The 19,953-nt window shown below is 62.2% G+C and carries 18 protein-coding genes and 2 tRNA genes; 4 read left to right on the plus strand and 16 right to left on the minus strand.

The genetic code is table 11. The features are described from left to right. Positions 1-134 precede the first annotated feature (134 nt). Positions 135-210 (minus strand) — tRNA-Ala (locus tag E8E68_RS11590). 288 nt (positions 211-498) lie between these two features. Next, entirely contained in the window at positions 499-1,980 is a 1,482-nt protein-coding gene (gltX, locus tag E8E68_RS11595; protein WP_280341498.1) for a glutamate--tRNA ligase, read from the minus strand. Positions 1,981-2,122: 142 nt separating this feature from the next. On the opposite strand from gltX, the gene E8E68_RS11600 reads away from it, so the two are divergent. Continuing rightward, positions 2,123-3,178, plus strand: coding sequence for an HlyD family secretion protein (locus tag E8E68_RS11600; RefSeq protein WP_266033022.1), 1,056 nt, complete (start codon positions 2,123-2,125; stop codon positions 3,176-3,178). A 49-nt stretch (positions 3,179-3,227) separates the two neighbouring features. After that, complete coding sequence (locus tag E8E68_RS11605; protein WP_266033081.1) at positions 3,228-4,718, plus strand: MDR family MFS transporter; 1,491 nt, start codon at positions 3,228-3,230, stop codon at positions 4,716-4,718. A gap of 114 nt (positions 4,719-4,832) precedes the next feature. Here the strand turns inward: E8E68_RS11605 and uvrB are convergent, their stop codons facing one another. Continuing rightward, positions 4,833-6,848, minus strand: coding sequence for an excinuclease ABC subunit UvrB (uvrB, locus tag E8E68_RS11610; RefSeq protein WP_110744525.1), 2,016 nt, complete (start codon positions 6,846-6,848; stop codon positions 4,833-4,835). A gap of 287 nt (positions 6,849-7,135) precedes the next feature. Here uvrB and E8E68_RS11615 point away from each other — a divergent pair, with 287 nt between their 5' ends. After that, positions 7,136-8,332 carry an amino acid aminotransferase gene (locus E8E68_RS11615; RefSeq protein WP_110744526.1) on the plus strand — a complete coding sequence of 399 codons (1,197 nt, stop codon included), beginning with the start codon at positions 7,136-7,138 and terminating at the stop codon, positions 8,330-8,332. Positions 8,333-8,394: 62 nt separating this feature from the next. Then, a tRNA-Asn gene (locus E8E68_RS11620) sits at positions 8,395-8,470 on the plus strand. A 157-nt stretch (positions 8,471-8,627) separates the two neighbouring features. Here E8E68_RS11620 and E8E68_RS11625 read toward each other — a convergent pair. The 13 genes from E8E68_RS11625 to fabD form a co-directional block, all read right to left on the minus strand. After that, positions 8,628-9,188 carry a DUF1285 domain-containing protein gene (locus E8E68_RS11625; protein WP_280341505.1) on the minus strand — a complete coding sequence of 187 codons (561 nt, stop codon included), beginning with the start codon at positions 9,186-9,188 and terminating at the stop codon, positions 8,628-8,630. A gap of 10 nt (positions 9,189-9,198) precedes the next feature. After that, positions 9,199-9,804 carry a DUF4823 domain-containing protein gene (locus E8E68_RS11630; protein WP_266033031.1) on the minus strand — a complete coding sequence of 202 codons (606 nt, stop codon included), beginning with the start codon at positions 9,802-9,804 and terminating at the stop codon, positions 9,199-9,201. A 66-nt stretch (positions 9,805-9,870) separates the two neighbouring features. After that, a complete protein-coding gene (locus E8E68_RS11635) occupies positions 9,871-10,839 on the minus strand; it encodes a radical SAM protein (protein ID WP_280341509.1) in 969 nt (322 codons plus the stop codon). A 92-nt stretch (positions 10,840-10,931) separates the two neighbouring features. Further along, positions 10,932-11,567, minus strand: coding sequence for a TetR/AcrR family transcriptional regulator (locus tag E8E68_RS11640; protein WP_003247170.1), 636 nt, complete (start codon positions 11,565-11,567; stop codon positions 10,932-10,934). A gap of 329 nt (positions 11,568-11,896) precedes the next feature. Next, positions 11,897-12,679, minus strand: a complete 783-nt coding sequence (locus E8E68_RS11645) for a TatD family hydrolase (protein ID WP_266033035.1) — start codon at positions 12,677-12,679, stop codon at positions 11,897-11,899. A gap of 30 nt (positions 12,680-12,709) precedes the next feature. Beyond that, the gene (locus tag E8E68_RS11650; protein WP_280341514.1) at positions 12,710-13,696 is read right to left on the minus strand and encodes a DNA polymerase III subunit delta'; all 987 of its coding nucleotides are present in this window, start codon (positions 13,694-13,696) and stop codon (positions 12,710-12,712) included. Next, complete coding sequence (gene tmk, locus E8E68_RS11655) at positions 13,689-14,321, minus strand: dTMP kinase (protein ID WP_110744532.1); 633 nt, start codon at positions 14,319-14,321, stop codon at positions 13,689-13,691. Before tmk ends, E8E68_RS11650 begins: the two co-directional genes overlap by 8 nt. Positions 14,322-14,330: 9 nt before the next feature. Next, positions 14,331-15,542: an endolytic transglycosylase MltG gene (mltG, locus tag E8E68_RS11660; protein ID WP_110744533.1), complete on the minus strand. Its 1,212-nt coding sequence runs from the start codon at positions 15,540-15,542 to the stop codon at positions 14,331-14,333. Positions 15,543-15,546: 4 nt separating this feature from the next. Next, on the minus strand, positions 15,547-16,362 hold the full coding sequence (pabC, locus tag E8E68_RS11665; protein ID WP_266033046.1) for an aminodeoxychorismate lyase: 816 nt from the start codon (positions 16,360-16,362) through the stop codon (positions 15,547-15,549). Beyond that, positions 16,362-17,606 carry a beta-ketoacyl-ACP synthase II gene (gene fabF, locus E8E68_RS11670; RefSeq protein ID WP_110744535.1) on the minus strand — a complete coding sequence of 415 codons (1,245 nt, stop codon included), beginning with the start codon at positions 17,604-17,606 and terminating at the stop codon, positions 16,362-16,364. The genes pabC and fabF overlap by 1 nt, the downstream gene beginning before the upstream one ends. A gap of 188 nt (positions 17,607-17,794) precedes the next feature. Further along, entirely contained in the window at positions 17,795-18,031 is a 237-nt protein-coding gene (gene acpP, locus E8E68_RS11675; RefSeq protein ID WP_110638330.1) for an acyl carrier protein, read from the minus strand. Between the two features lie 203 nt (positions 18,032-18,234). Then, positions 18,235-18,975 carry a 3-oxoacyl-ACP reductase FabG gene (gene fabG / locus E8E68_RS11680; RefSeq protein WP_266033052.1) on the minus strand — a complete coding sequence of 247 codons (741 nt, stop codon included), beginning with the start codon at positions 18,973-18,975 and terminating at the stop codon, positions 18,235-18,237. A 15-nt stretch (positions 18,976-18,990) separates the two neighbouring features. Next, entirely contained in the window at positions 18,991-19,929 is a 939-nt protein-coding gene (gene fabD, locus E8E68_RS11685) for an ACP S-malonyltransferase (RefSeq protein ID WP_266033055.1), read from the minus strand. Positions 19,930-19,953: the final 24 nt, after the last annotated feature.

Raw genomic sequence — 19,953 nt, forward strand, 5'->3', positions numbered from 1 at the left:
GGACTCGAACCCCTGTTACCGCCGTGAAAGGGCGGTGTCCTAGGCCACTAGACGAAGGGGACGAACCTTCTTACCTTCAAGACCCGGTTGCTGGACCCGGTCTTGCTTATCAGCCTCGGCTGCTAAGCGGAATTTGGTGGAGCTAAGCGGGATCGAACCGCTGACCTCCTGCATGCCATGCAGGCGCTCTCCCAGCTGAGCTATAGCCCCACAATGTCGCTCTGAACCGAATCGCTGGCTGGGTGCCTGACGCTTCGTTTTCGTTCATCGCTGTGGACGGGGCGCATATTAAGATCGGATTGCAGGGCTGTCAAACTAATTTTCAAAAATATCCAAAAATTTTTTCACAGATAACAATCACTTACCGCCCTGCCCCACTAAAACCTGAACAGTGAACTGTGTGGGAGCGGGTTTACCCGCGAATAATGTAGTGCAGACCACATCGTATTCGCGGGTGAACCCGCTCCCACAGGTTCGGCAACAGGCCCGGAAGCGCGGTCAGCCGATGGCGGCCAGCAGCTTTTCCCACTCTTTGTTTTCTTTCTTCGACACGCCACCCAGCAGGTCCAGGGCCTGACGCAGGCGGTAGCGAGTCAGGTCCGGGCCGAGGATTTCCATGGCGTCCAGGACCGATACCGAGCTTGCCTGGCCAGTGATGGCGGCGAACATCAGCGGCATGGCATCACGCAGCTTCAGCTCCAGCGCCTCGACCACCGCCTGGATGCAGCCAGTGATGCGCTCTTTTTCCCACTGGCGCAGGCTCTCGAGCTTCCACAGGATCAGCTGAATCACCTGGCGCACCTGGTCGGCCGACAGTTTCTTGCTTTCGAACAGCTTGGCGTCCAGCTTCAGCGCGCCTTCGAAGAAGAACCCGCCCAGCGGGGCAACCTGGCTGAACGTTTCGACCCTGCCTTGCACGTGCGGGGCGATCTTCATCATGTAGTCGCTGTTGAACGCCCACTTCTGCAGCCGTGCGGCGAACGCCTCTACCGGTAGCTCGCGCAGCCACTGCCCATTGAGCCAGGACAGCTTTTCGATGTCGAAGATCGGGCCGCCCAGCGAGATACGCGACAGGTCGAAGTGCTCGACCATTTCCGCCAGCGAGAACTTCTCGCGCTCGTCCGGCATCGACCAGCCCATGCGGCCCAGGTAGTTGAGCATGGCTTCAGGCAAGAAGCCCATGCGCTCGTAGAAGGTGACCGAGGTCGGGTTCTTGCGCTTGGACAGCTTGGATTTGTCCGGGTTACGCAGCAGCGGCATGTAGCACAGCTTGGGCTGCTCCCAGCCGAAGTACTCGTAAAGCTTGATCAGCTTGGGCGCCGATGGCAGCCATTCTTCGCCGCGCAGCACGTGAGTGATGCCCATCAGGTGGTCGTCGACCACGTTGGCCAGGAAGTACGTCGGCAGGCCGTCGTTCTTCATCAGCACCTGCATGTCCATGCGGTCCCACGGGATTTCGACATCCCCGCGCAGCATGTCAGGTACCACGCAGATACCTTCGCTCGGCACCTTCATGCGGATCACGTGCGGCTCGCCAGCGTCCAGGCGACGCTGTACTTCTTCGGCGCTCAGCAGCAGCGCGCGGCCGTCGTAGCGCGGGGTTTCGCCGCGGGCTTGCTGCTCGGCGCGCATCTGCTCCAGCTCTTCGGCGGTGCAGAAGCAGTAGAAGGCGTGGCCGGCGTCAACCAGTTCCTTGGCGTACTTGGCGTAGATTTCGCCACGCTCGCTCTGCCGGTACGGGCCATGCGGGCCGCCAACGTCCGGGCCTTCGTTCCATTCGATGCCGAGCCAGCGCAGGGCGTCGAAGATCTGCTGTTCCGACTCGCGCGTGGAGCGCAGCTGGTCGGTGTCTTCGATGCGCAGGATGAACTCACCGCCGTGCTGCTTGGCAAAGCAGTAGTTGAACAGGGCGATGTAGGCAGTGCCGACATGGGGGTCGCCGGTAGGCGATGGCGCGATACGCGTGCGTACGGTGGTCATGGGAGTCTCGAACGAAAGATGAAACAAAGGCGGGATGTTAGCAGGAGGCAGGCACCGGGCTCCAGCAATGGCGCGAACGTCACTTGCCGACTGGCCATATGCCGCTGTTAAATTTATTTACATTTCTGGAACGACCGTACCCATGCCTGCCCAACTCAAGCGCCGCCTGGCGATCTTCTTTACCCTGGTGGCCATCATCGCCCTCGCCTTCCTGGCCCACTGGTATTTCAAGGGCCGCTTCTACGAGAGCACCGACAACGCCTACGTGCAGGGCGAGATTACCCGTATCTCCAGCCAGCTCGGCGCCCGTATCGACAGCGTGCCGGTCGAGGACAACCAGCACGTCAACAAGGGCGACCTGCTGGTACGCCTGGAAGCCGCCGACTTCGAACTGGCGATCGAGCGCGCCCGCGCCGCCCTGGCGACCCGCGAAGCCGAATATGCCCAGGCGCAAAGTCGCCTGACCCAGCAAGGCAGCCTGATTGCCGCAGGTCAGGCCCAGGTGGCGGCCAACCAGGCCACCTTCGACCGTTCACGGCTGGACCTCAGCCGCGCGGAAAAACTGCGCAAGCCTGGCTTTGTCTCTGAAGAGCGGGTCACTACCCTGTCGGCCGACAGCCATGTCGCCGGCTCGCAGGTCGACAAGGCCCGCGCCGACCTGCAAAGCCAGCGCCAGCAGGTCAACGCACTCACGGCCGACCTGAAACGCCTCGATGCCCAAATCGCCAATGCCCGCGCCGACCTGGCTCAAGCCGAACTGAACCTGAGCCGCTGCGAGATCCGCGCGCCGATCAGCGGCACCATCGGCCAGCGCAACGCACGCAATGGCCAGGTAGTGCAGGCTGGCGCCTACCTGCTGTCGATCGTGCCCGACGAAGACATCTGGGTGCAGGCCAACTTCAAGGAAACCCAGATCGGCCACATGCAGCCCGGCCAACGCGCCGAACTGGAGTTCGACAGCTACCCCGATACGCCAATCGAAGCACGGGTTGAAAGCCTGTTCGCCGCTTCAGGTGCGCAGTTCAGCCTGTTACCGCCGGACAACGCCACCGGCAACTTTACCAAGGTGGTGCAGCGCATCCCGGTAAAACTCACGTTCCGCGCCGATAACCCATTGCGCGGGCGCATCCGCCCCGGCATGTCGGTCACCGCCACCGTCGACCTGCGCAACGAAGACGACGGCCACGATGCCCGGTGATCAACTGCTGCGCCCTACCGCGGAGCCAAGCCGACGCGACTGGATCGCGGTGATGAGCGTGATGCTCGGCGCCTTCATGGCAGTGCTGGACATCCAGATCACCAACTCTTCGCTGAAAGACATCCAGGGCGCCCTGTCGGCCACCCTGGAAGAAGGCTCGTGGATTTCCACCTCCTACCTGGTGGCGGAAATCATCATGATCCCGCTGACCGCCTGGCTGGTGCAGCTGTTATCGGCGCGGCGCCTGGCGGTCTGGGTGTCCGCCGGTTTCCTGCTGTCGTCCTTGCTGTGCTCGATGGCCTGGAACCTGGAAAGCATGATCCTGTTCCGTGCCCTGCAGGGTTTTACCGGCGGGGCGCTGATCCCGCTGGCGTTTACCCTGACCCTGATCAAGCTGCCCGAACACCACCGCGCCAAAGGCATGGCGATGTTCGCCATGACCGCTACCTTCGCCCCGTCCATTGGCCCTACCCTGGGCGGCTGGCTGACCGAAAACTGGGGCTGGGAGTACATCTTCTACATCAACATCCCGCCGGGCCTGGTGATGATCGCCGGCCTGTTGTACGGGCTGGAGAAGAAAGAGGCGCACTGGGAGCTGCTGAAAAGCACCGATTATGCCGGCATCCTCACCCTGGGCCTGGGCTTGGGCTGCCTGCAGGTGTTTCTTGAGGAAGGCCACCGCAAGGACTGGCTAGAATCGCACCTGATCGTCGGCCTGGGCAGCGTCGCGCTGGTCAGCCTGATCACCTTCGTCATCCTGCAGTTTTCCAAACCGCACCCGCTGATCAACCTGCGCATTCTCGGCAACCGCAACTTCGGCCTGTCGAGCATCGCCAGCCTGGGCATGGGCGTAGGGCTGTACGGATCCATCTACCTGCTGCCGCTGTACCTGGCACAGGTGCAGGGCTACAACGCCTTGCAGATTGGCGAGGTGATCATGTGGATGGGGATACCGCAGCTGTTCCTGATACCGCTGGTGCCGCAACTGATGAAGGTGATATCGCCCAAGGTACTCTGCGCGCTGGGGTTCTGCCTGTTCGGCGCCGCCAGTTTCGGTTCGGGGGTGCTCAACCCGGACTTTGCCGGGCCGCAGTTCAACCATATCCAGATCATCCGCGCCCTGGGCCAGCCGATGATCATGGTGACCATTTCGCTGATTGCCACCGCGTACATCCAACAACAGGATGCAGGATCCGCATCCAGCCTGTTCAATATCTTGCGTAACCTTGGTGGCGCGATTGGTATTGCCTTGCTGGCTACCCTGCTGGATGCGCGCACCAAGGTGTATTTCGATTACCTGCGCGAATCGGTGGTGCCGAGCAACCCGCAGGTGGCAGAACGACTTGCGCAATTGGCGGAGCGACTGGGTAGTGACAATGCGGCGCTGGGCAAGCTTAGCGAGATTACCCACCAGCAGGCGCTGATCATGGCTTACAACGATGCCTTCCACTTTGTCGGGATTGGCTTGGCGGTGAGCATGGTGGCGGTGTTGCTGACCCGCAAGCTGCCGGAGGGGTTGAAGGCTGGGGAGGCCCACTGAGCCAATTTCAGACGATGTGCGATGCCTGTGGGAGCGGGCGAGCCCGCGAACACCGGCGCAGCCGGTGCCAGACACCGCGTAGAATTCTTCGCGGGCACGCCCGCTCCCACAGGATCAGCTGGTAATCAAGCGCTCCCGCAGCTGGGTAATCTCGTCGCGCAACTGCGCCGCGGCCTCGAATTCCAGATCACGGGCGAACTGCATCATTTTCTCTTCCAGCTGCTTGATACGCTTGGTGATCTCGCCCGGCGTGCGCAGTTCGGCTTCGTAGCGGGCGCTCTCCTCTGCCGCCTTGGCCATACCCTTGCGCTTCTTGCTGCGCGCACCGGGCACCGTGGCACCTTCCATGATGTCGGTAATGTCCTTGACCACGCCCTTGGGCACGATGCCGTTGGCTTCGTTGAAGGCGATCTGCTTCTCGCGGCGGCGCTCGGTTTCGTCGATGGCGCGCTGCATCGAGCCGGTGACGTTATCGGCGTACAGGATTGCCCGGCCATTGAGGTTACGCGCCGCACGACCAATGGTCTGGATCAGCGAGCGCTCGGAACGCAGGAAGCCCTCCTTGTCGGCATCGAGGATCGCCACCAGCGACACCTCAGGCATGTCCAGGCCTTCACGCAGCAGGTTGATACCTACCAGCACGTCAAAGGTACCCAGGCGCAAGTCGCGGATGATCTCCACCCGTTCCACGGTGTCGATGTCCGAGTGCAGGTAGCGTACCCGCACGTCGTGATCGGCCAGGTAATCGGTCAGGTCTTCAGCCATGCGCTTGGTCAGGGTGGTGGCCAGGACCCGGTCGCCCTGCGCCACCCGCTTGCGGATTTCCGACAGCAAGTCATCGACCTGGGTCAACGCGGGGCGTACCTCGACTTGCGGGTCGACCAGGCCGGTGGGCCGCACCACTTGCTCCACCACGCGCCCGGCGTGTTCGGCCTCGTAAGGGCCGGGGGTGGCAGAGACGAAGATGGTCTGCGGGCTCACGTCCTCCCACTCGTCGAAACGCATCGGCCGGTTATCCAGTGCCGACGGCATGCGGAAGCCATACTCCACCAGTGTTTCCTTGCGCGAGCGGTCGCCCTTGTACATGGCGCCGACCTGCGGAACGCTGACGTGGGACTCGTCGATCACCAGCAGTGCGTCGGCCGGCAGGTAGTCGTACAAGGTGGGTGGCGGAGCGCCGGCAGGCCGACCGGACAGGTAGCGCGAGTAGTTTTCGATGCCGTTGCAGTAGCCCAGCTCCAGGATCATCTCCAGGTCGAAGCGGGTACGCTGCTCCAGGCGCTGGGCTTCTACCAGCTTGTTGGCCTTGTGCAAGTATTCCAGGCGTTCCTTCAACTCCTCCTTGATACCCTCCACGGCTTCCAGCAGGGTTTCCCGCGGGGTGACGTAGTGGCTCTTGGGGTAGAAGGTGAACCGCGGCAGCTTGCGGAAGACCTCCCCCGTCAGCGGGTCGAAGGCGGCGATGTTCTCCACTTCGTCATCGAACAGCTCGATGCGGATCGCCTCCAGGTCCGATTCGGCCGGGAAGATGTCGATCACGTCGCCACGCACGCGGAAGGTGGCGCGGGCGAAGTCCATCTCGTTGCGGGTGTACTGCAGGTCCGCCAGGCGGCGCAGCAGGGCACGCTGGTCAAGCTTGTCGCCGCGGTCCACGTGCAGGACCATCTTCAGGTAAGTCTCGGGGCTGCCCAGGCCGTAGATGCACGACACTGTGGTGACGATGATCGCGTCACGCCGCTCCAGCAGTGCCTTTGTCGCCGACAGGCGCATCTGCTCGATGTGGTCGTTGATCGAGGCGTCCTTCTCGATAAAGGTATCCGACGACGGCACGTAGGCTTCCGGCTGGTAGTAGTCGTAGTAGGAAACGAAATACTCCACCGCATTGTTGGGGAAGAACGCCTTGAATTCGCCATACAACTGCGCCGCCAGGGTCTTGTTCGGCGCCAGCACCAGGGTCGGACGCTGCACCTGCTGAATGACGTTGGCGATGCTGAAGGTCTTGCCTGAGCCGGTCACCCCGAGCAGCGTCTGGTGCGACAACCCGGCCTCGATGCCCTCGACCATCTGGCGGATGGCCTCAGGCTGGTCGCCGGCCGGCTGGAAACGGGTGACGAGCTGGAACTCGGACATGACGGACCTCGCGACGCTGCAGTAACTGTAAATTTAGCCAGTAGTCTATACCCAAATGCAGCCATCAGGGTGCGCTTTCAAGGCATACCTGTGAACGGGTATTACGGTGGACCGGGCAATTAGACCAATGGTCAAAAAATATTTGCGCAAATAGCTGGAAAAGCTGCGCCAGAGTGTCGCGGTGACCGGTCGGTATCACTATACTGACTCCCCGTTTGTGCACCGCTTCAGTGCATTCGGCTGGAGCGTGTACGCCCTATCACTCTTCAATCAGAGCCGAAGTAACAATGAGCCTGTTTTCCGCTGTCGAGCTGGCACCCCGCGACCCTATTTTGGGCCTCAACGAAGCATTCAACGCCGACCCACGTACCGATAAGGTCAACCTGGGCGTAGGCGTGTACTGCAATGAGGAAGGCCGCATTCCGCTGCTGCGCGCCGTGATCGAAGCCGAGACCCAGCGTGCCGCCCAGCACGCCTCGCGCGGCTACCTGCCGATCGACGGCATTGCCACCTACGACCAGGCCGTGCAAAAGCTGCTGTTCGGCGCCGAATCGCCACTGCTGGCCGCTGGCCGCGTGGTTACCGTGCAGGCCGTCGGTGGTACCGGCGCACTGAAGATCGGCGCCGACTTCCTCAAGCGTATCTCGCCAAACGCCGTGGTTGCCATCAGCGACCCGAGCTGGGAAAACCACCGCGCGCTGTTCGAGTCGGCCGGTTTCCCGGTCCAGACCTACCGTTACTACGACGCGCCGACCAACGACGTCAATCGCGCCGGTATGCTCGAAGACCTCAACGCCCTGCCGTCTGGCTCGATCGTGGTGCTGCACGCCTGCTGCCACAACCCGACCGGTGTCGACCTGAACCTGGAAGACTGGAAAAACGTGCTGGAAGTGGTCAAAGCCAAAGGCCACGTGCCGTTCCTCGACATGGCCTACCAAGGCTTCGGTGACGGCATCGCCGAAGACGCCTTCGCCGTGCGCCTGTTCGCCGAATCGGGCCTGGAATTCTTCGTCTCCAGCTCGTTCTCCAAGTCGTTCTCGCTGTACGGCGAGCGCGTCGGTGCGCTGTCGGTGGTCACCGCCTCCAAGGACGAAAGCACCCGTGTGCTGTCGCAGGTCAAGCGCGTGATCCGCACCACCTACTCCAACCCGCCAACCCACGGCGCAACCATCGTTGCCACCGTGCTGAACAGCGCCGAACTGCGCCAAATGTGGGAAACCGAGCTGGCCGAAATGCGCGACCGTATCCACGGCATGCGCAAGCAAATGGTTGCGCTGCTGGCCGAATACGGCGCCAACCGCGACTTCAGCTTCGTAGGTCGCCAGGTGGGCATGTTCTCTTACTCGGGCCTGACCGTTGAACAAGTCGCCCGCCTGAAGAACGACTTCGGCATCTACGCGCTGGACACCGGCCGTATCGCCGTGGCCGCGCTGAACCAGAGCAATATCCACGTGGTCACCAAGGCTATCGTCGAAGTGCTGTAACTGATTGATTTGTCAGGGGGTGGCTTGACTTCCCCCTGACAATCAGTAAGATACGCGCAGATTCCGCGATAGCTCAGTCGGTAGAGCAAATGACTGTTAATCATTGGGTCCCTGGTTCGAGTCCAGGTCGCGGAGCCAGACACTGAAAAAGCCCTCGGGTGCGCAAGCAACCGGGGGCTTTTTCGTTGTTCACCGGAAGTATGTCAGCGCCTGGTAGATCGAGCGCCGCGCGGGCGGCGCTCGATCTACCAGGCAGCACAAAACTCAAGACATGCGCCTTCCAGCTCCAGAGCCCTCAACTACTGCGCCCAATCGGGTAAAACTCCCCCCGGCTCCATACGCCCAACCATTCCTCCCCCTCGATCACACGCGGCACGGCCAGTTCCACCAGCTGGTAAAACACATTGCGATGTATCAGCGCTTCCAGGTTGCTGCGCATCAACACATACGGCGATGGCTCCTGCGTCACCGGGTCGATCACTACTCGCAAGGGATTATCCGGCCCGGCCTCGACCTGGTCTTCGACATTGCTGGTAAAGCGCAGCACCTGCTGTTCGCCTTCGCCCTGCACCTCCAGCAGCACGGCCACGAACGGCGCATCGTCGACACGAATGCCAACCTTCTCTACCGGGGTCACCAGGAAATAGTCATCGCCGTCGCGGCGAATGATGGTAGAGAACAGCCGCACCATCGGCTTGCGCCCGATCGGCGTGCCCAGGTAGTACCAGGTACCATCGCGGGCGATGCGCATGTCGATGTCACCGCAGAAATCCGGATGCCACAGGTGCACTGGCGGCAGGCCCTTGGCCTTGGGGATCTGTGCCAGAAGGTCACTGGCCTTGCCGGAGTCGCTCATCACGCTTGCCTCATTCACTCATGCCCAGGAGGCTACGAGCGTACTCGCGCATCGGCGCACCAAGCAAATCCTCGGGGGTTTTGTCGTGGAACGTCAACAAACCGCCACGGCTCTTGATGCGTGCGGTGTCGATCAGGTAGCGGGTATTGGTTTCGATCAACATCATCTGCACCACCCCACTGTCCCAGCCAAGGCGGTCTACGGCTTGTTCGTCATACCACTCGTCGCCATTGCCGATGCGGTCGTCGGTGCGGGCAAAACGGGTATAGAGCACGTAGTCGGCGCCCACCGAGCGGGCTTGGGCAATGGCCTCTTCCAGGCCCAGTGGTCCTTGGGCGCGACGCACCAGCGGAAAGTACTCGATGAAGCTTTTGAAGGCCTGCTCGGCCACGGCATTCTGCCGGGGCACCGGCCCTTTGCCCGGTGGAACGAACGCGCCCTGGCCGATAAAGATGAACGAATCCGGCTGCAAGCGAATCGACAGGGTACGCCGGGTGTCACTGTGGTCCAGCAGCCCCGCATCACTCATGTGGTAGCGGGCAGTCTCGCCCATATCACTGACATTCATGCAACCGCCCAGCGCCATCAGCGCCAGCGGCAAGACCAGGCTACGCATCTTTCCTCCAATGGCCGGCGACGAAAAACCGGCGAATAGCCGGCGAATGCAGCTTTTGCGCCAGCTTCAGCCCCCGATCACCTTCATGACCGTCACGCCGCCGGAAAATGCCAGGTCCTGCTTGTCTGCCAGCGCCTTGACCAACAACCGTTGCAAGGCCGGCAGCGCCTGGTGGCGCGGTTTTTCCAGCAGGTCGCCAATGAAGTGGCGATTGCCAGACGACAAGCAACCATGCAGCCAGCCCGTTGACGACAACCGTAACCGCGAACAGGTACGGCAAAACGGCACGCTTTCGTTGGCAATGATGCCGAAGTGGCCCTTGCCTGGGATGTGATAGCGCATGGCGGTAGCGTCCAGTGGAGCGTCCACTTGTGTGTACGCATGCTTGCCGCCAATCAGCGCCAGCAGCTGGTCGAGGCCGACAAATTGCTGTACGAAGGCATTGTGGTCACGGGCCAGGTGGCCCATGCGCATCAGTTCGATGAAGCGCAGTTCGAAGCCACGCCCCAGGCAGTAATCCAGCAGCGGCAGCACCTGGTCGAGGTTGTGTCCACGCATGGGCACCATATTCACCTTGACTCGCATGCCCAGAGCGCTAGCGCGCTCCATTCCGTCCAACACGCTGGCCAGGTCGCCGCCCCGAGCGATTTGACGGAAAGCCAGTGGGTCGAGGGTGTCGAGGGAAACATTCAGCCGGCGAATTCCAGCCGCCTGCAGTTGCGGCAACTTGCGAGTCAGTAGCTGGCCATTGGTGGTCAGGGAGATGTCGTCGAGGTCGAGTTTGGCCACGGCAACCAGAAAGGCATCCAGGCGTGGGCTGACCAACGGCTCACCACCGGTGATGCGCAAGCGCTCGATGCCGGCAGCTTCAATCAGGTAGGCCACGCCACGGGCCAGTGCATCCGCCGACAATTCATCCTGCGCTGCCACCAGGCGCTTGCCGTCAGGTACGCAGTAGGTGCAGGCGTAGTTGCAGGCAGCCGTCAGGCTGACGCGCAGGTTGCGAAATCGCCTGCCTTGACGATCGACGATCATGGATGACTCCGGCATGGATGAAGGGGCCGGCAAAAGCTGACTCATAAATCAGGTTTTTGCAAGCCCCAAGCATTGCCGAGCTCAGGAATGTTTCAGTTCGACGGTTCCGGGTCGCGCTTGCGCTTGTTGCCCATGCGCACGCCGATGTCCATCAAGAACTGGAAGAAGCCTTCCTGGTCTTCCAGCACGTTGCTCCAGAACGGCGAGTGGTACAGGGCCACCGCGCCATGCACCAGCGCCCAGGCGGCACAGTAGTGGAAGTAAGGCGGCACGTCTTCAAGCTTGCCTTCGCTGATACGGCCCTTGATGAGCTGGGTCAACCGGTCGAAGTTCGAGGCGCGAATGCTGTGCAGTTGCTCGACCATTTCCGGTACCTGGTTGCCCTTGACGACCTTTTCTTCAAGGCGGTCGAACAGCCGGTAACGTTGAGGGTCGCGCATGCGGAACTCGAAGTAGGCACGCGACAGGGCTTCCTTGTCGCGGTCAACGTCCGCCGAGTGCAACAGCTCGTTCAGGTCGCGCTCATAGTCGAGCATCAGGCGCAGGTAAATCTCCGCCTTGGACTTGAAGTGCTTGTAGATCGTGCCTTTGCCGATGCCCACGGCGTCGGCGATCATCTCGACGGTGACGCTGTCTTCACCCTGTTCAAGAAACAGTTTTAGCGCGGTGTCGAGGATTTCCTGTTCGCGACGGCGAAACTCACGGACCTTACGAGGTTCTTTCTGCATGGGAAGGACTGGATGACAATCGAAGCGGTTTATTATGCCTAACTTGCGGGAAATTGCACGGATCATCCAAGCATGTCTGTGTTTCACGATGCTTACGGCCATGCGCTGCGGGAGGAATGGGACGTCGGCGTATTCCAAATCTGTTTAAAAAACGACCAACAGGCACTGGCACTGCGCCAAAGCTGACCAATACTTGAAGTGTTGGCGCGGCGCATCCCCCCCAAGTGGCGCGCCGATAAAGGTGCTCAGGGACCGCGTGCCTTTGTTTTACTCCTAATGGTCTTAACCCGGATTCCCCCCCCAGAACCCGGGTTTTTTTTTGCCGAGAATCAGGCCACCCGCGCCAACGGGAACAACCGCTTGAAGTTGGCAGTGGTCTGCTCGGCCAGCTGCTCATAACTGGCCCCCCGCAACGAAGCCACATACTCCGCCACTTCCCGCACATACTGCGGCAAATTCGGCTTGCCGCGGTGGGGAATCGGCGCCAGATACGGCGAATCGGTCTCTACCAGCAAGCGATCGACCGGCACCTGCCGTGCCACTTCGCGCAGGGCATCGGCATTGCGGAAGGTAACGATGCCCGACAGCGAAATGTAATACCCCAGGTCCAGCGCCGCCTTGGCCATGTCCCAGTCTTCGGTAAAGCAGTGCAAGACGCCCGCTTGCGGCAGGTTCGCCTCACGCAGCAGCGCCAGGGTATCGGCACGTGCCGCCCGGGTATGCACGATCACCGGCTTGCCGGTCTGGCGCGAGGCCTCCAGATGCAAGCGGAACGAAGCCTGCTGCAACGCTGCCGCCTCCGGCTCGTAATGGTAATCCAACCCGGTCTCGCCAATCGCCACCACATGCGGGTGCGCCAGCTCGCGCAGCAGCCATTCCAGCGCCGGGGTCTCGCCCGGGGCCAGGTCCAGCGGGTGCACACCCACCGAGCAGTCGACGTCAGCGTACTGCTCGCTCAGCGCCTTCACCGCGCCGGCGTTCTCGGCACTGACGCCAATGCAAAGGAAATGCCCTACCCCACGGTCACGCGCCGCCTGCAGGGCAGCGTCGAGCGAGCCCTGGTGGGCACTGAGGTCTAGGCGATCGAGGTGGCAATGAGAATCTACGAGCATGGGATAACAGCACACATGAAAAAGGAAAAATCAGCGAGCACCCGGCAGTTGCAGCCAGTGGGCCAGCAGCGATTCAAGCAACAGGGCACGGTTCAGGTTGGCCTTGCCCAGCACCTTCTGGCGCTGCTCCAGGACCCAAGCCTGCACTTCCAGCACCTTGGTCTGACGGCTTTTCTGCGCCAGGTATTGCACGACCTTGCGCATATCGGCCAAGCCTAAACCCTCCTCGTCCTGGGTCAACTGGTAGCGCAAGATCAGGTGCGCCCACTCACAGAACCAGTCGAACAGCAGCAGCAGCGGCACGCCGTTCCAGGCATCGGCCAACTGGCTGGGCGATTGCTGCTGTTTCAGCAGCTTCTTCACCCCGTCAGTCACCAGCGCGCGCTGCTCGCGCACACCTTGCGCCTGCAGGCTCACTGCCATCAACGGCGAACCGGCGGCCAGGGTCAGCAGCTCGACGCGTTCGGCCTCGTCACTGTCAGGGAGCGCACCGGCCAACCAGGCCTGGCTCTGGGCCAGGCTTGGCTGCGGGCAAGCCACTTGCTGGCAACGGCTCTTGATCGTCGGCAACAACCGGCTGGGCTGATGGGTAACCAGCAGCAGCACCGTATCGCCAGAAGGCTCTTCGAGACTTTTCAGCAGTGCGTTGGAAGCGTTGATGTTCATCGCCTCCACCGGCTCGATCAACACCACCTTGCGCCCGCCCAACTGTGCGGTCTGCACCACGAAGGCCACCAGTTCACGTACCTGGTCAACTTTGATCGGCTTGTCAGCCTCCTCGGGCTCAAGGACGAAATTGTCCGGGTGGCTGCCGGCCTTCAGCAACAGGCAGGACTTGCACCCGCCACAGGCGTCCAGGCCCTGAGGCTGCTGGCACAGCAAGCGGGCCATCAGGCGCTCGGCCATGGCCCGCTTGCCGATGCCCTGCGGCCCGTGCAGCAGGTAGGCATGGGCATGCTGGCGGCGCCCAGCCAGTTGCTGCCAGAGCGCCTGCTGCCAGGGGTAGGCCTCAGCCACGGCAACGCTCCACGATGGCCGGCAGCAGCGCGTCGATGGCGCGCTGCACTGCCTCCAGCGATTGTGCGGCATCGAGCAGGTTATAGCGCTGCGGTTCGCGCTGGGCTCGTTGCAGGTAGGCCTGGCGTACGGCTTCGAAGAACCCCTGGCCTTCCTGTTCGAAACGGTCCAGACGGCCCCGGGCGGCGGCGCGGGCCAGGCCCACTTCCACTGGCAAGTCGAATACCAAGGTAAGGTCCGGGCGCAAGTCACCCTGGACGAATTGCTCCAGGGTGGCGATCCGCTCGACCGATAACCCACGCCCGCCGCCTTGGTAGGCGTAAGTGGCATCGGTAAACCGGTCGCACAGGACAACGGCTCCGCGCGCCAGGGCCGGGCGGATCACCTGGGCCAGGTGCTGGGCACGCGCGGCGAACACCAGCAGCAGCTCGGTATCGGCAGCCATATTTTCTTCAGTGGGAGCCAGTAGCAGCTCACGCACCTTTTCCGCCAACGGCGTACCACCGGGCTCCCGGGTCAGCACCACGTCAAGGCCGTGCTCGCGCAAGCGCGCTGCCAAGTAGTCGCGATTGGTGCTCTTGCCCGCGCCCTCGGGGCCTTCCAAAGTAATAAACAAGCCGTTCACAGGCAGTCCTTAATGTTGTTCGTCAGGCGATGGCCGCTCGGCCGCTTGCGCACCGCCGGCAGGGGCGTCCTGCACCGGCGGCTCGTCGGGCGCTGGCTGCGCAGCCGGCTGATCCACCTCAGGTGCTTCGGGCGGCGCAGCCTCATCACTCCCTGGCTGCGACTCAGGCTGCGGCGCTGACGGCGACTGCGGTGCAGGGCTGGAGCGGTAGTCCGAGCGGCGCTTGAGCTGGAACTCACGCACCGCCGAGTTATGGTCGTCAAGGTCGTCGGAGAACACATGGCTGCCGTCGCCACGGGCGACGAAGTACAGGCTGGTACCTTCTGACGGGTTGAGCGCCGCGTGAATCGCCTCACGGCCGACCATCGCGATTGGCGTGGGCGGCAGACCGGTCATGGTGTAGGTATTGTAGGGCGTTGGCTCGCGCAGGTCGGCGCGGGTGATCTTGCCGTTGTAGCGCTCACCCATGCCGTAGATCACCGTCGGGTCGGTTTGCAGCATCATACCCAGGCGCATTCGCCGCACGAATACGCCGGCTATCTGCCCGCGCTCCTGTGGAATGCCGGTTTCCTTCTCTACCAGCGAAGCCATGATCAGTGCCTGGTACGGGTCGCGATACGGCAGGTCGGTGGTGCGCTCGGCCCACTCCTTGGCCAGCACTTCGTCCAGGCGCATGTAGGCCTGCTGCAATAGCTCGACGTCGCTCATGCCGCGCACGAAGCGGTAGGTATCAGGGAAGAAACGGCCTTCGGGGAACACGCCGGTATGGCCAAGCTTGTCCATGACCTCGGCGTCGGACAGACCGTCCAGGGTATGCCTGATTTTTTCATGCTTGGCCACGGCCGAGCGGACCTGGCGGAAGGTCCAGCCTTCGACCAGGGTCAGGTTGTATTGCACCACGTCGCCGCGGCGCCAGGCGTCGAACAGCTGCTCGACGGTCATGCCGGGGGTAATGCGGTATTCGCCGGTATGCAAGGGGGTGCCGGCCATGTTGAAGCGCCAGTAAAGGCGCAACCAGACGGCGTCGTCGAGCAGCCCTTCCGTTTGCATGCGGTAGAACATGCGGTTGGGGGTGGTGCCATTGGGCACGTCCAGCAGGCGTTCCTGCGTCACGTGCAAAGGCTGCTCCAGGACCGAGTTGACCTTCCAGGCCGACCAGCCAAGCGCCAGGCCAGCAAGGATCAGCCCCATTTCCAGCAGCAGCAGGAATTTACGTCTCACGAATTCAGGTTTCCAGTAACGTACGGGCAATGGCCTGCAGTTGACGGGTGAGCGGGCCCGGCGACCAGTTTAGCGCGGCTACGCCACGCACGGGCCAAATGCCGTAAACGCTATTGCAAACAAATACTTCATCCGCTTGCTCCAGCGCGTCGAACGGCAGGTCGCGGACCTGCACAGGGATGCCCAGCAGCGCGGCTTGCTGCAGCAACTCAGCGCGCATCACCCCGGCCACGCCACAGCGGCTGAGGTCGGCGGTGAGCAGCAGGCCATCGCGCACCAGGAACAGATTGCTGTACACCCCTTCGATCACCCTGCCCTGCCCGTCACGCATCAGGCCTTCGGCATGTTCGCTGTCCTGCCATTCGGCACGGGCCAGCACCTGCTCCAGGCGGTTGAGGTGTTTGAGGCCGGCCAGCAGCGGTTGTTCCCCAAGCCGGGTCTGGCAAGGGAACAAGCGCACGCCGTGCTCGGCATGCTCGACAGGATAGCTGGGTATTGGGCTGCCTTGCAGGATTCGCCGCGGTGCGACACCAGCAACCGGCGCATAGCCACGCTGGCTGTCGCCACGGGTGAGGATGAGTTTGGCCACGCCATCACCGAGCTGGCTGGCAAAGCGCAGCAGCTCGTCGCGCACCAACCCCAGGTCGGCGCTGATCGCCAGGCGCTGACAGCCCAGCGCCAGGCGTGCGAGGTGGCCGTCCAGCAGGCTAGGCCGGCCGCCGCGCACGGCGATGGTTTCAAACAGGCCATCGCCGTAGGCCAGGCCGCGGTTCTGCAGGTTGACTGCAGTCGCCGGCTGGCCATCGATCCAGCTGTGCATCAACCGGCGAACCGGCGGAACACCAGCGAGCCGTTGGTGCCGCCAAAGCCGAACGAGTTGGACAACACCACGTCGATCGGCATGCTGCGCGCCTGGTGCGGCACGAAGTCGAGGTCGCAACCTTCGTCCGGCTCATCCAGGTTGATGGTCGGTGGTGCCATCTGGCTGTTGATCGCCAGCACGCTGAAGATTGCTTCCACCGCGCCAGCGGCACCCAGCAGGTGGCCAGTCATCGATTTGGTCGAGCTGACCGCCAGCTTGTAGGCATGTTCGCCGAACACACGCTTGATCGCTGCCACTTCGGCCACGTCACCCGCAGGTGTCGAAGTACCATGGGCATTGATGTAGCTGACCTCTTCTGGCTGGATGCCGGCATCGCGCAGGGCATTGGCCATGCAGCGGGCAGCACCTTCACCGGTCTCGGGTGGCGAGGTCATGTGGTAAGCGTCACCGCTCATGCCAAAGCCGACCAGCTCGGCGTAGATGGTCGCACCGCGCGCCTTGGCATGTTCCAGCTCTTCAAGCACCAGCGCACCGGCACCGTCCGACAACACGAAGCCGTCACGGCCTTTGTCCCACGGGCGGCTGGCACGGGCCGGCTCATCGTTGCGGGTCGACAGCGCACGCGAGGCACCGAAGCCGCCCATGCCCAGGCCGCAAGCGGCCATTTCGGCGCCGCCAGCGATCATCACGTCAGCTTCACCGTATGCGATATTGCGCGCGGCCATGCCGATGCAATGGGTGCCGGTGGTGCAGGCGGTGGCGATGGCGTAGTTCGGCCCCTGCAGGCCCAGGTGGATCGACAGGAAACCGGAGATCATGTTGATGATCGAGCCCGGCACGAAGAACGGCGAAATACGGCGCGGCCCCGAATCGTGCAAGGTGCGGCTGGTTTCTTCGATGTTGGTCAGCCCGCCGATACCCGAGCCCATGGCCACGCCAATGCGCTCGCGGTTGGCATCCGTGACTTCCAGACCGGCATTGCGCACCGCCTGGAAACCAGCGGCCAGGCCATACTGGATGAACAGGTCGAGCTTGCGGGCCTCTTTGGCCGACAGGTACTGCTCAACCTCGAAGCCTTTCACCGAGCCGCCAAAACGGGTGGAGTAGGCAGACAGGTCCGTGTGTTCGATCGGACCAATGCCACTGCGGCCAGCCAGAATGCCCTGCCATGTGCTCGGTACATCGGTACCCAGTGGCGACAGCATACCCATACCGGTGACCACGACGCGTCTACGCGACACAGTACTCTCCTTTTCTAATGACAGAGTTTCTTGCCATTGCATTCAGCGCAACGGAATGAAATGGCAACAAGCTCTCGATGCCTGGGATCGAGCCCAAGAAAACCGCGACAGGACGCTCGCAAAGAAAAAACCGCACGCCAGCAAAGGCAGTGCGGTTCTTCTCGACAAGAAGCGTCGACTACAACGTCTTAAGCCTGGTGGTTTTTGACGTAGTCGATAGCAGCTTGAACGGTAGTGATCTTCTCAGCTTCTTCGTCAGGGATTTCGGTCTCGAATTCCTCTTCCAGAGCCATCACCAGTTCAACGGTGTCAAGCGAATCGGCACCCAGGTCATCAACGAAGGACTTCTCATTAGTCACTTCTTCTTCCTTGACGCCCAGTTGCTCGGCGACGATTTTCTTGACGCGTTCTTCGATGGTGCTCATACCTAGTTCTCACTCCTAATGGATATATGTCAGGCAGCTGGCCGGTGGCTAATTTTATAGAAAGACGTTTGCTTTTCAAGCGAAACGCACCTTCAGGCTAGTCACCACACCCGCTGCCTGGAATCTGGTTGCAGCTTTATAACGGATTTTAGGCTCGCAGTATGACTCTTTTTTTACGAAACCCGTCACATTGAGTTGCAGTGTTACATGTACATCCCGCCGTTGACCGGCACGGTAGCGCCGGTCACGTAGGCTGCGCCGTCGGACGCCAGGAACGAAACCACCTTGGCGATTTCGTCGGCCTGACCCAGGCGGCCCAGCGGAATCTGGGTCTGCAGGGCTTCGCGCTGTGCCTCTGGCAGTTCGCGCGTCATGTCGGTGTCGATAAAGCCCGGGGTCACCGAGTTGACGGTGATGCCGCGCGAGCCCACTTCACGCGCCAGGGCGCGGCTGAAGCCTTCCAGGCCAGCCTTGGCGGCCGCGTAGTTGGCCTGGCCAGCGTTACCCATGGCGCCGACGACCGAGCCGATGCTGATGATACGACCCCAACGTGCCTTGGTCATGCCACGCAGCACGCCCTTGGACAGACGGTAGAGGCTGTTCAGGTTGGTGTCGATGACGTCGAACCACTCGTCGTCTTTCATGCGCAGCATGAGGTTGTCGCGGGTGATGCCGGCGTTGTTGACCAGGATGGCCGGCGCACCGAACTGCTCGGCAATGGCCGCCAGTACCGCTTCAACGGATTCGGCGCTGGTCACGTTCAGTTCCATGCCGGTGCCGGTGATGCCGTGCTCTTTCAGGGTGGCAGCAATGCGCTCAGCGCCGGATGCCGACGTGGCTGTGCCGATCACGGTGGCGCCTTGGCGGCCCAGCTCGAGGGCGATGGCCTGGCCAATGCCACGGCTGGCGCCGGTCACCAGTGCAACTTTACCTTGCAGGCTCATGCAAGCTTCTCCAAATCAGGCCAGTGCCGCACGGGTGGCGGCAACGGCGTCAGGGGTGTTGAGGTTGTAGGTGGTCACGCCTTCGGCGCAACGCTTGTTCAGGCCAGCCAGGACCTTGCCCGGACCGCACTCGACCAGGTTGACCGCGCCATTCGCAGCCAGGGTCTGCACGCACTCCACCCAGCGCACCGGCTGGTACAGCTGTGCCAGCAGGTCATGCTTGAGGGCGTCGAGGTCGGCGGCAACGGCGGCAGTGACGTTTTGCACTACCGGAATTTGCGGCGCTTTCCATTCGATGGCGTTGACCGATTCGGCAAAGCGCTCGGCGGCCGGCTTCATCAGGGCGCAGTGCGACGGCACGCTGACCGCCAGCGGCAGGGCGCGCTTGGCACCCTTGGCCTTGCACAGCTCCATGGCGCGATCTACCGCAGCCTTGTTACCGGCAATGACCACCTGGCCTGGCGAGTTGAAGTTGACGGCGCTGACCACTTGGTCTTCAGCCGCTTCGGCGCAGATTTCTACGACTACGGCGTCGTCCAGGCCAAGGATTGCAGCCATGGCACCGTGGCCTGCCGGCACGGCTTCCTGCATCAACTGACCACGGCGCTCGACCAGGCGAACGGCGTCTTTCAGGCTTATGCTGCCAGCGGCAACCAAAGCACTGTATTCACCCAGGCTATGACCGGAAACGAAGGCTGGCGTAGCGCCGCCTTCCGCCAGCCACAGGCGCCACAGCGCGATGGACGCGGTGAGGATGGCCGGCTGGGTCTTGTCGGTCTGGTTGAGTTGCTCTTCCGGGCCTTCCTGGATCAGCTTCCACAGGTCGTAACCGAGTGCCTCGGAAGCTTCCTTGAAGGTTTCGATGATCACTGGCTTCTCGGCGCCGAGCTCGGCGAGCATGCCCAGTGACTGGGAGCCTTGACCGGGAAAGACAAATGCGAGGGATGCAGACATTGAACAAGCCCTTATGATCTTGTC

It is taken from the genome of Pseudomonas sp. BN607 (genome assembly GCF_029871175.1).
Classification (GTDB): domain Bacteria; phylum Pseudomonadota; class Gammaproteobacteria; order Pseudomonadales; family Pseudomonadaceae; genus Aquipseudomonas.

What these genes read in the sequence shown, in the direction of transcription:
- uvrB (WP_110744525.1), bottom strand. Translation starts at nt 6,848, where the DNA reads ATGTCCGAGTTCCAGCTCGTCACCCGTTTCCAGCCGGCCGGCGACCAG.
- E8E68_RS11625 (WP_280341505.1), bottom strand. Translation starts at nt 9,188, where the DNA reads ATGAGCGACTCCGGCAAGGCCAGTGACCTTCTGGCACAGATCCCCAAG.
- E8E68_RS11615 (WP_110744526.1), top strand. Translation starts at nt 7,136, where the DNA reads ATGAGCCTGTTTTCCGCTGTCGAGCTGGCACCCCGCGACCCTATTTTG.
- gltX (WP_280341498.1), bottom strand. Translation starts at nt 1,980, where the DNA reads ATGACCACCGTACGCACGCGTATCGCGCCATCGCCTACCGGCGACCCC.
- E8E68_RS11635 (WP_280341509.1), bottom strand. Translation starts at nt 10,839, where the DNA reads ATGATCGTCGATCGTCAAGGCAGGCGATTTCGCAACCTGCGCGTCAGC.
- E8E68_RS11630 (WP_266033031.1), bottom strand. Translation starts at nt 9,804, where the DNA reads ATGCGTAGCCTGGTCTTGCCGCTGGCGCTGATGGCGCTGGGCGGTTGC.
- acpP (WP_110638330.1), bottom strand. Translation starts at nt 18,031, where the DNA reads ATGAGCACCATCGAAGAACGCGTCAAGAAAATCGTCGCCGAGCAACTG.
- fabD (WP_266033055.1), bottom strand. Translation starts at nt 19,929, where the DNA reads ATGTCTGCATCCCTCGCATTTGTCTTTCCCGGTCAAGGCTCCCAGTCA.
- fabG (WP_266033052.1), bottom strand. Translation starts at nt 18,975, where the DNA reads ATGAGCCTGCAAGGTAAAGTTGCACTGGTGACCGGCGCCAGCCGTGGC.
- E8E68_RS11640 (WP_003247170.1), bottom strand. Translation starts at nt 11,567, where the DNA reads ATGCAGAAAGAACCTCGTAAGGTCCGTGAGTTTCGCCGTCGCGAACAG.
- E8E68_RS11600 (WP_266033022.1), top strand. Translation starts at nt 2,123, where the DNA reads ATGCCTGCCCAACTCAAGCGCCGCCTGGCGATCTTCTTTACCCTGGTG.
- E8E68_RS11645 (WP_266033035.1), bottom strand. Translation starts at nt 12,679, where the DNA reads ATGCTCGTAGATTCTCATTGCCACCTCGATCGCCTAGACCTCAGTGCC.
- pabC (WP_266033046.1), bottom strand. Translation starts at nt 16,362, where the DNA reads ATGCACAGCTGGATCGATGGCCAGCCGGCGACTGCAGTCAACCTGCAG.